Origin of the sequence: Sphingopyxis sp. (genome assembly GCF_035250425.1) — a bacterium.
Taxonomy (GTDB): domain Bacteria; phylum Pseudomonadota; class Alphaproteobacteria; order Sphingomonadales; family Sphingomonadaceae; genus Sphingopyxis.
The window spans coordinates 1-9,071 of sequence record NZ_DATFFD010000154.1 but is presented as its reverse complement, the minus strand read 5'-3'; the positions used below and the strand labels follow the sequence as shown (position 1 = coordinate 9,071).

The following is a 9,071-nucleotide window of genomic DNA, read 5'->3' as shown; positions in this document are numbered from 1 at the left end:
GGCCGCGCAAAGAGCATCAGCAGCGCCGCATAGCCAAGCTGGATCAGCAGCACGGCAAGCCCGAGCCGCGAGCGCCACGCCGCCCAGCCGAGCAGCGACAGCGGCACGAGCAGCGCCCCGACCCATCCCGCGAAGAAGCGCAGCAGCGACGATGCCTGGACGAACGACAGATAGGCGATCCAGCCGCCCTGTCCGCTCCATCCCTGGCTCGCGGCGTCGGCGGGGGTCGTGACCGCCGCCAGCGCCGCGATATGCGCGCCGAGGCCCGCCGCGAAGCCTAGCCCGATCGCGAGCCAGCCCGCCGCCGCGCGCCAGTCGCGGTCGATCAGCGCGAACAGCCCCAGCAGCATCGCGACCGGCAGCACGGTCTCGCGGATCGCGAGCGCGGCGGTGACGATCGCCATGGTCCACCACGGACGCGCCGGACGATATAGCGCGAGTGCGAGCGCGAGGAGCACCCCCGCCGCGACTTCATGAATGAACAGCCACTCGCGCGCGGCGAGCTGCGTCAGGTTCCCCGCGACGAACAGCGCGCCGACCGCCGCGGTGCGCGGAAGCGCGGGCTCGGTTCGCAGCCGCCGATACCAGGCAAGGATGGCCGCGCCGCCGATGACGAGCAGGAGCAGCATCGCCTTATGTTCGCCCAACGCGGCAACGACATAGGCCAGCGTCGGCAAACGGACCGTCACAAAGGGACGCAGCGGATAGTCGCCGGCGCGGTGTTCGGCCGCGGCCGCGGCATAATAGGATTCGCCCGCTTCGACCCGCGCCGCGATACGCGCATAGAGCGCATGATCGCCGACGAGGCCGTCGAATTGCGCCAATGTGGGTTTTGCCACCGCGAGATGGGCGCGGCCGACACCGCCAGCCGCGCCCCAGATCATCAACAGCGCAAGCAGGCCCAGCACCGCCGCCGCGACGGGGCGCGAAACCCCGGCGAAGCGGTTCCAGCCCGGCGCGCCCGCCCTCATTTGCGCCATGTGAGCGCCGACGACATCGCGAAGTTCCAGATCGCGCCGACCAGCACGCCGGCGACCCCCGCCACCCACCAGCGTTCGTCATGCCCGGCCATCCACGTGCCGATGCCGATATTGGCGACCGCGCCGAGCGCCGAAATCGCATAGAAGCTCGCGAGCCCGCCGACGAGGCGCCAGCCTTTCAGCTTGCGGTCGGCGTAGGTGAAGCTGTTGTTGAGGAAGAAGTTGAAGGCGATCGCCGTCATCACCGCGCTGGTCTGCGCGGTGACAAAGGCGCTGCCGGTGCCGAGGATCGTGCGCAGCACGGCGAGGTGGACGAACACGCCGAGCCCGCCGACCATCAGGAATTTGAGCAACCGCACGGGCACGAAGCGGCCGATCGTCTTGTCGGCGATCAGCTCGGCATATTCGGCGATGACGCGCGCGCCGATCTTGCTTTCGCCGGCCTCGCGGGTGCGGAATTGATAGGGGATTTCGGCGACCTTCAGCGGCGCCGGGCTCGACGCCAAAATATCGATCAATATCTTGAACCCGACAGCCGAGAGGCGCGGCAGCGCGCGTTCGAAGGCATCGCGGCGAACCGCGAAAAAGCCGCTCATCGGATCGGACACGTCGGTGCCGAGCGCGATCTGCCCGGCGCGCGTCGCGAGCCGGCTCATCCGCGCGCGATCCTTGTCCCAATCGCCGACCCCGCCCCCCGCGACATAGCGCGTGCCGACCGCGATATCGGCGCCGCCCGCGATCGCGTCGATCAGCCGCGGCAGCGCGTCCTCACTATGCTGGAGGTCGCCGTCCATCACCGCGACAACGGGCGCGGCGGTCGCCAATATACCCTCGACCACCGCCGACGACAGGCCGCGGCGGCCGACGCGCTGGACGATGCGCACATGCCGCGATCCGCGGCCGATGCGGCGCACTAGCGCGCTCGTCCCGTCGGGCGAATTATCGTCGACGAAGACGACTTCCCACCCGCGTCCTGCAAGCACGACCGAGAGTTTTTCGATCAATTTCTCGACATTGGCGGCTTCGTTGAGCGTCGGCACCACGACCGCGACCTCGAGAGGCAGGCTGTCGACCGGAAGGATCGTGTCGGCAATCAGGATGTCGTGGCGCATGAAACCTCGGTTCTGTCCGGATTTCACGTCCGGGGTTGGTCGAGGTCTGCGCTTAACGATTTAAGGTAAATGTCCGGTAACTACGCGCCGGAAGGGTGCTGTCAGCCCAGCCAGTTCAGGATGCCGGCGCCCGCCGCGGCGCCGACGAGCGCGGTGAGTGCGTAACGCCACCAGCGCTTTTTCTCGCCCACATCCCACATCAGCGCGATGTCGGGCAGCGGCGGCGCCGGCGGCGCGGCGCCCTTTTTCGGCAATTGCGCGTCGAGGCGGCGGATGATGTCGGGGATCAGCGCCAGCGTCTTGCCCTGTTCGCGCAGGCCATCGGCGAGCGCGGCCTCGGGGCCGAGTTCGTCGCGGATCCATTCGCTGACGAACGGACCCGAGACGTCCCACATATTGATCTGGGGATTGAGCATCGTCGCGACGCCTTCGACCATCACCATCGTCTTCTGGAGCAGTAGCAGGTGCGGCTGGGTCTGCATGTCGAAATCGCGGGTAATCGCGAACAGTCCATCGAGCATTTGCCCGACGCTGAGCTCGCTCACCGGCTTGCCGCGCATCGGCTCGCCGACCGCGCGCAGCGCCGTCGCGAATTCTTCGACATTGTGATAGTCGGGCACATATTGCGCCTCGAAATGAATCTCGGCGACGCGGCGATAATTGCCCGTGGTCAGGCCATAGAGGATCTCGGCGAGCCAGTAGCGCGCCTGCCGGTTGATCCGCCCCATGATGCCGAAATCGACCGCAGCGATCGTCCCGTCGGCCTTCACGAACAAATTGCCCTGGTGCATGTCGGCGTGGAAAAAACCTTCGGCGATCGCCTGGCGCAGGAAGGCGTTGACGAGGTTCGCCGACAAGGCCTCCATGTCGTGCCCCGCGGCGATCAGCTGCTCGCGGTGCGAAATCTTGATGCCGTCGATCCATTCGAGCGTCATCACGCGGCTGGCGGTGCGGTCCCAGTCGATCGCGGGGACCTGATAAGTCGGCACCCCGACCATCGCGTCGGCGAGTTCGGACGCCGAGGCGGCCTCGCGGCGGAGGTCGAGCTCGCGCAGCGTCCAGCGGCGGAAATTGGCGATCACTTCGCGCGGCCGCAGCCGAGTCGCTTCGCCGCCGAGCGCCTCGAGATGTGCGGCCGCCCATTCATAGGTGTCGATGTCGCGTGCGAACTGCTTGTCGATGCCGGGGCGGCGGACCTTCACCGCGACCTTGCGGCCTTCGGTCGTGACCGCGCGGTGGACCTGCGCGATCGAGGCCGATCCGACGGGCTCGGGATCGAATTCGCTGTAGAGGCTTTCGAGCGGGACCTCGAACGTCGCCTCGATTTCCTGCCTTATGCGGTCGAACCCGACCGGCGCGAGGGCGTCCTGCAGGCTCAGCAAATTGCGCGCCGCCTCCTCACCGACGAGGTCGGGGCGCGTCGCGAGTGTCTGGCCGAGCTTGACCGCGGCCGGCCCGATCGCCTGGAAGGCGGTGGCATAATCTGGAATCTTCGGCTGGATCGTGCCCAGCCGCGCGATCCGGCACAGGCGCTTTACCCCCGCCGGCGTTTCGGGCGCGGCTTCGATCCCGCGCAGCGCGCCATGGCGCGCGAGGATGCGGCCCCATTTCAGCAGGCGCAATATGTGGACGACGGGACGGGTCAACGGGCTCCCCTCCCGCATGCGGGAGGGGCAGCGAGACTTGCGAGCTTGCTCGCAAGTCGCGTCGGGGTGGGCAGGAGCAAAGTTGCTGGCCCACCCCCGGCCCCTCCCGCATGCGGGAGGGGAGAAGAATGTCGCGCTCTCACGCCTTCCACCCGCTGTGGATGGCGACGAGCCCGCCGAGGATCGGCTCGACCTTCACCGCGGTGAAGCCGGCGTCACCGATCATCTGCGCGAATTTGGGCATCGGCGGGAAGCGGCGGATCGATTCGATCAGGTAGCGATAGCTGTCCTCGTCGTCGGCGATCAGCTTGCCGAGCTTGGGGACGAGATGGTGCGAATAAGCGTCATAGGCCTGCGCGAAGCCCGGCCATTCGTTCGTCGAAAATTCGAGGCAGAAGAAACGCCCGCCATAGCGCAGCACGCGGTGCGCTTCCTTCAGCGCCGCGGGAATGTCGGTGACGTTGCGGATGCCGAAGGCGATCGTATAGGCGTCGAAGAACTGGTCGGGGAAGGTCAGCTTCTCGGCATTCTGTTCGGACCAGACGAGGCTGTCGATCCCACGCTCGGCGGCGCGTTCGACGCCGACGCCGAGCATGTCGGGATTGATGTCGGCGACGGTGATGTTCGCGCCGAACCGCTCCATGCGAAAGGCGATGTCGCCGGTGCCGCCCGCCATGTCGAGGATCGCCTCGCCCTCGCGCGGCTTCACGCGGCGCACGAAGCGGTCCTTCCACAGCCGGTGCATGCCGCCCGACATCGCGTCGTTCATGATGTCGTACTTGCGCGCGACGCGGCTGAACACCTCGCCGACCATCGCGGTCTTCGCGCCCGCGGGAACCTGTTCATAGCCGAAGCTGACGGTGTCGGGAGTGGCCATGGAGTGCGCGCCTTTGCGGGGAGATGGTGTGTTGCGTCGGCCTTTAGCCGGGCCTTGCCGTGCAGGCAAATGGCGCGTAGCCCGATGCGCGATATGCCCGAATTGCCCGAAGTCGAAACCACCGTTCGCGGCCTTGCGCCGTTCCTCGAAGGCCAGCGGCTGACGGCGGTCACCACTTTCCGACCCGATCTGCGCCGGCCCTTCCCGGCCGACCTTGCGCAGCGGCTGACCGGCGCAACCGTGTCGGGCCTGTCGCGCCGCGCCAAATATGGCGTCATCTCGACCGACCGCGACGATCATATGATCTTTCACCTCGGCATGTCGGGGCGCTGGCGGACCGAGGGCGGCGAGGCGGGCAAGCACGACCATCTGCTGCTCGAAACCGCGGGGCACCGGCTGTTCCTCCACGATCCGCGGCGCTTCGGGTCGGTCGACCTTGTGAGCGGCGACCCGCTAACCTTGTTTCCCGCCTTCGTCACACTTGGCCCCGAACCTTTGTCCGACGCTTTCGACGCCGCTTATCTGGCGAAGGCACTCGCCGGACGCCGCGCACCGATCAAGGCGATGCTGCTCGACCAGACGATCGTCGCGGGGCTCGGCAATATCTATGTGTGCGAAGCGCTCAACATGGCGCGTATCGCGCCGACCAAGCCCGCGGCCGATGTGTCCAGGGCGAAGCTCGCGGCGCTGGTGCCCGCGATCAAGGAGGTGCTGATCGCGGCGATCGCGGCGGGCGGCTCGACCTTGCGCGATTTCCTCAGCCCCGAGGGCGATCTCGGCTATTTCGCCAAGGACTGGCGCGTCTATGGCCGCGAGGGCGAGGCGTGCGAATGCGGCGGGACGATCGCGCGGATCGTGCAGAGCGGCCGGTCGACCTTCTATTGTCCAAAATGCCAGCGGTGATGGGGGCGGGAATCGCAGCAATCGACGGTGGGTTCAACGGGTCGCCGCAACACGCTGAGCGAACATTTCAGCGGGTGTCTGATACATCAAGGTTTTTCTGGGGCGCTCGTTGAGCTGGCGAGCGATGGCGCTGAGTTTGGCCTGGCTGTGCAGGGAGAGATCGGTTCCCTTGGGCAGATACTGGCGCAGCAGGCGATTGGTATTTTCGTTGGTGCCGCGCTGCCACGGGCTTTGGGGGTCGCAAAAATAGACTTCGACCTCGGTAGCCAAGGTGAAGCGCTGGTGATCGGCAAGCTCCTTGCCGCGATCCCAGGTCAGCGACTGATAGAGCTCGCGAGGCAGTTTGCGCGCCTGTTTGATCAGGGCCGTGACGACGCTGGCGGTCTCCTTGTTCGCCACCTTGGCCAGGATCACGTAGCGCGACTGGCGTTCGACCAGCGTCACGATATGGCTGTTTCGCGCGCCCGAGATGAGATCGCCCTCCCAATGTCCAGGCACGGCGCGGTCCTCGACCGAAGCGGGGCGCTCGCTGATCGATATCGCATCCTTGATCTGGCCAAGCCCGTCGCGCTTCAGGCTGGCGTGGCGCGAGCGGCGGATCGTGCGCTTCGCCCGCAGATGCTCGAGCAGTTCCTTCTTCAAGACGCCGCGCGCCTGGATGAACAGGCTTTTGTAGATCGTCTCGTGCGACACGCGGTGCTGCTCTCCGTCCGGAAAGCCGCGCTTGAGCCAGCCAGCGATCTGCTCGGGTGACCAACTGCGGCGCAGCTTGCGCGATACTGTTCGGCGCAAGGCGGGATAGCAAGCCAGCTTGCACCGCTTGGGCCGCAGCGCGCGGTCCCACGCTGCCTGATCCGAAACGGTCCCGCGATACCGGTCGCGACCGCCACCCCGCCCGACCTCCCGACTGATCGTCGAAGGCGCCCGGCCAAGCTGGGCTGCGATCGCTCTGAGCGAGCGGCCGGCGACAAGTCCTCTTGATATCTCCTCGCGCTCGCTCAGGCTGAGGGATCGTTCCGGCCGCTTGCGCTCCGGCGGACGAATGCCGCCCGACGGCGACAGCACCGAAAATCGACGACGACTGCCGATCAAACCGCCGCCCGATCGAACTCATCGACTCCCCGCGCTGCCATCGGTCCCAGATCTCGGATCGCTGGGCCGCCGAGTAATAAATCCGCTGACGCTGCTTCATCCCCACACTCCTTCTCCTCAAAGAATGAAGTGTTGCGACGATCCGTTGAACCCACCGTCGTTAGCCGCCATCCCCGCCTGATGAAGTGCAAGCGCCATTGTAGGGCCGGGGGCGCAGCGCTAAAGCAACGCGCGTGACCGCGACATCCTCCCGCATCGCCGCTTTCGCCGACCGCTGGCCAAAGCTTGTCGCCCTCCTGCTCGGTGCCGTTTCGGCAACCGGCTTCGCCCCGCTCCACCTGTGGCCGCTGACCTTGCTGGCGCTCGCCGGCTGGATGGCGCTCGTTGCGCGCAGTCCCAAGGGTTCGCGGGCGCTGGGTGTCGGCTGGGCGTTCGGCGTCGGCCATTTCGTCGTCGGCCTGAACTGGATCGCGACCGCCTTCACCTATCAGGCGGCGATGCCAGCGTGGCTCGGGTGGATCGCGGTGTCGTTGCTGTCGCTGTATCTAGCGGTCTATCCCGCGCTCGCGGCGTGGGGGGCGTGGATGGTGCGCCGTTGGGGCGAACCGGCGACGCGCTTGACTGCGCCCTCCTATATTCTTGCCTTTGCCGGGCTCTGGACGCTCACCGAGTGGTTGCGCAGCTGGGTGTTCACCGGCTTTGCGTGGAATCCGCTTGGCGCGATCGCGATCGGGTTTGCCCAGCCAACGCAGTTGATCGGAACCTATGGCTTGTCCGGGCTCGTTGTCTTGGTCGCGGCGATTTACGTCCTGCCGTACTTTCAGCGCCGCATGACCGGGGAGGCGCCGCCTGAGATATCGGAACGCAAGCAGCTTCTCTATCAACTCGCGTTTGGTGGGACCGTCGCCATCTTCATGGCTCTCGCTTATTTCAACTCGCTTTCGCCTTATGAGAGAAAGTCAGAAGCAGGCACAATCCCCATCACCGTCGTCCAACCCAATGTCGGGCAGGAGGACAAGTGGGAGGGCAGCAAGGCCGACCTCAATTTCGAAAAGCTCGCGCGGCTGACGACACCCAAGGACGACACGCCGCGGCTGATCCTGTGGCCCGAGGCGGCGGTGCCCGATTATCTCGAAGCGGGCTATCCCGCGCCTTACTACGACCGCTCGCCCGTCGAGGCGCGCTTGCGGCTTACCCAGCTGATGAACGCGCAAGACCTGATGCTGCTCGGTGCGCTCAAGCTCGAACTCGACAAGAGCGGCGACGTCGTCGGCGCGCGCAACGCGGTGATGACGGTCCATGCCGACGGCACCCTCGGCCCGCGCTACGACAAGGCGCACCTCGTCCCCTACGGCGAATATCTGCCGATGCGGCCGATCCTGTCGGCGATCGGCCTGTCGCGCCTCGCGCCCGGCGACATCGATTTCTGGCCCGGCCCCGGCGCCCGCACCCTCGACCTTGGCGCTTTCGGCCGGGCGGGGCTGCAAATCTGCTATGAAATCATCTTCTCGGGCCAGGTCGTCGACCGCGCGCATCGCCCCGATTTCATCTTCAATCCGTCCAACGATGCCTGGTTCGGCAGTTGGGGCCCGCCGCAGCATCTGGCGCAGGCGCGGCTGCGCGCGATCGAGGAAGGATTGCCCGTCGTGCGCTCCACGCCGACCGGGATCAGCGCCGTGATCGATGCCGACGGGCGCGTGCTCGAATCGCTGCCGATGCATCGGGCCGGCCGGATCGATACGACGCTCCCGCCTGCCCACGCCCCGACGCTATTCGCCCGGTACGGGAATCTCCTGCCGGTCGGATTTGCGTTGCTGCTGCTCGCGCTGGCCATTGCCTTTCGTCGGCGCGGACGCTAACAGCGCCCCGACATAAAGCTTCCTTTATATCCGTTCACAGAAGGCTCTCCATGCGCAACAGCTTCCTCTTCACCTCCGAAAGCGTGTCCGAAGGACATCCCGACAAGGTGGCCGACCAGATCAGCGATTCGATCGTCGACCTGTTTCTGTCGAAGGACCCCGAAGCGCGTATCGCGTGCGAGACGCTGACCACCACCCAGCTCGTCGTGCTGGCCGGCGAAATCCGCTGCAAGGGCGTGTTCGAGAATGACGAGTGGGCACCGGGCGCGCTCGAGGAAATCGAAGCGACCGTGCGCAATACGGTACGCGAGATCGGCTATGAACAGGACGGCTTTCACTGGAAGACCTTCCGTTTCGAGAATAATCTCCACGCCCAGTCGGCGCATATCGCGCAGGGCGTCGACGAAAGCGGCGACAAGGACGAAGGCGCGGGCGACCAGGGCATCATGTTCGGCTATGCGTCGGACGAGACCCCCGACCTGATGCCCGCGACGCTCGATTACAGCCACAAGATCCTCGAGCGCATGGCCGCCGACCGCAAGGCGGGCACCGCGCCCTTCCTCGAGCCCGACACCAAGAGCCAGGTCACGCTGCGCTACGCC

The 9,071-nt window shown here is 66.4% G+C and carries 7 protein-coding genes and 1 pseudogene; 3 read left to right on the top strand and 5 right to left on the bottom strand.

Translation table 11 applies throughout. From position 1 onward, the window contains the following. From VJ811_RS08985 to VJ811_RS08970, 4 genes are all read right to left on the bottom strand, one after another. The coding region (locus VJ811_RS08985; protein WP_324071931.1) for a hypothetical protein at positions 1-980 on the bottom strand (980 nt) is incomplete at its 3' end. Beyond that, a complete protein-coding gene (locus VJ811_RS08980) occupies positions 968-2,092 on the bottom strand; it encodes a glycosyltransferase family 2 protein (RefSeq protein WP_324071930.1) in 1,125 nt (374 codons plus the stop codon). The genes VJ811_RS08985 and VJ811_RS08980, both read right to left, overlap by 13 nt. Before the next feature lie 101 nt (positions 2,093-2,193). Beyond that, complete coding sequence (ubiB, locus tag VJ811_RS08975; RefSeq protein WP_324071929.1) at positions 2,194-3,738, bottom strand: 2-polyprenylphenol 6-hydroxylase; 1,545 nt, start codon at positions 3,736-3,738, stop codon at positions 2,194-2,196. Between the two features lie 139 nt (positions 3,739-3,877). After that, entirely contained in the window at positions 3,878-4,615 is a 738-nt protein-coding gene (locus VJ811_RS08970) for a class I SAM-dependent methyltransferase (protein ID WP_324071928.1), read from the bottom strand. A 93-nt stretch (positions 4,616-4,708) separates the two neighbouring features. Here VJ811_RS08970 and mutM point away from each other — a divergent pair, with 93 nt between their 5' ends. Then, on the top strand, positions 4,709-5,518 hold the full coding sequence (gene mutM / locus VJ811_RS08965) for a bifunctional DNA-formamidopyrimidine glycosylase/DNA-(apurinic or apyrimidinic site) lyase (protein ID WP_324071932.1): 810 nt from the start codon (positions 4,709-4,711) through the stop codon (positions 5,516-5,518). Positions 5,519-5,551: 33 nt separating this feature from the next. On the opposite strand, the pseudogene VJ811_RS08960 reads toward mutM, so the two are convergent. Continuing rightward, positions 5,552-6,710, bottom strand: a pseudogene (locus VJ811_RS08960) (IS30 family transposase). 133 nt (positions 6,711-6,843) lie between these two features. Between VJ811_RS08960 and lnt the strand changes: the two are divergent. Together lnt and VJ811_RS08950 are read left to right on the top strand one after the other, a co-directional pair. Then, positions 6,844-8,469, top strand: coding sequence for an apolipoprotein N-acyltransferase (gene lnt / locus VJ811_RS08955; protein WP_324071927.1), 1,626 nt, complete (start codon positions 6,844-6,846; stop codon positions 8,467-8,469). A gap of 50 nt (positions 8,470-8,519) precedes the next feature. Continuing rightward, positions 8,520-9,071: S-adenosylmethionine synthetase N-terminal domain-containing protein (locus VJ811_RS08950; protein ID WP_324071926.1), on the top strand; the 552-nt coding region annotated here is incomplete at its 3' end.

What these genes read in the sequence shown, in the direction of transcription:
- VJ811_RS08980 (WP_324071930.1), bottom strand. Translation starts at nt 2,092, where the DNA reads ATGCGCCACGACATCCTGATTGCCGACACGATCCTTCCGGTCGACAGC.
- VJ811_RS08970 (WP_324071928.1), bottom strand. Translation starts at nt 4,615, where the DNA reads ATGGCCACTCCCGACACCGTCAGCTTCGGCTATGAACAGGTTCCCGCG.
- mutM (WP_324071932.1), top strand. Translation starts at nt 4,709, where the DNA reads ATGCCCGAATTGCCCGAAGTCGAAACCACCGTTCGCGGCCTTGCGCCG.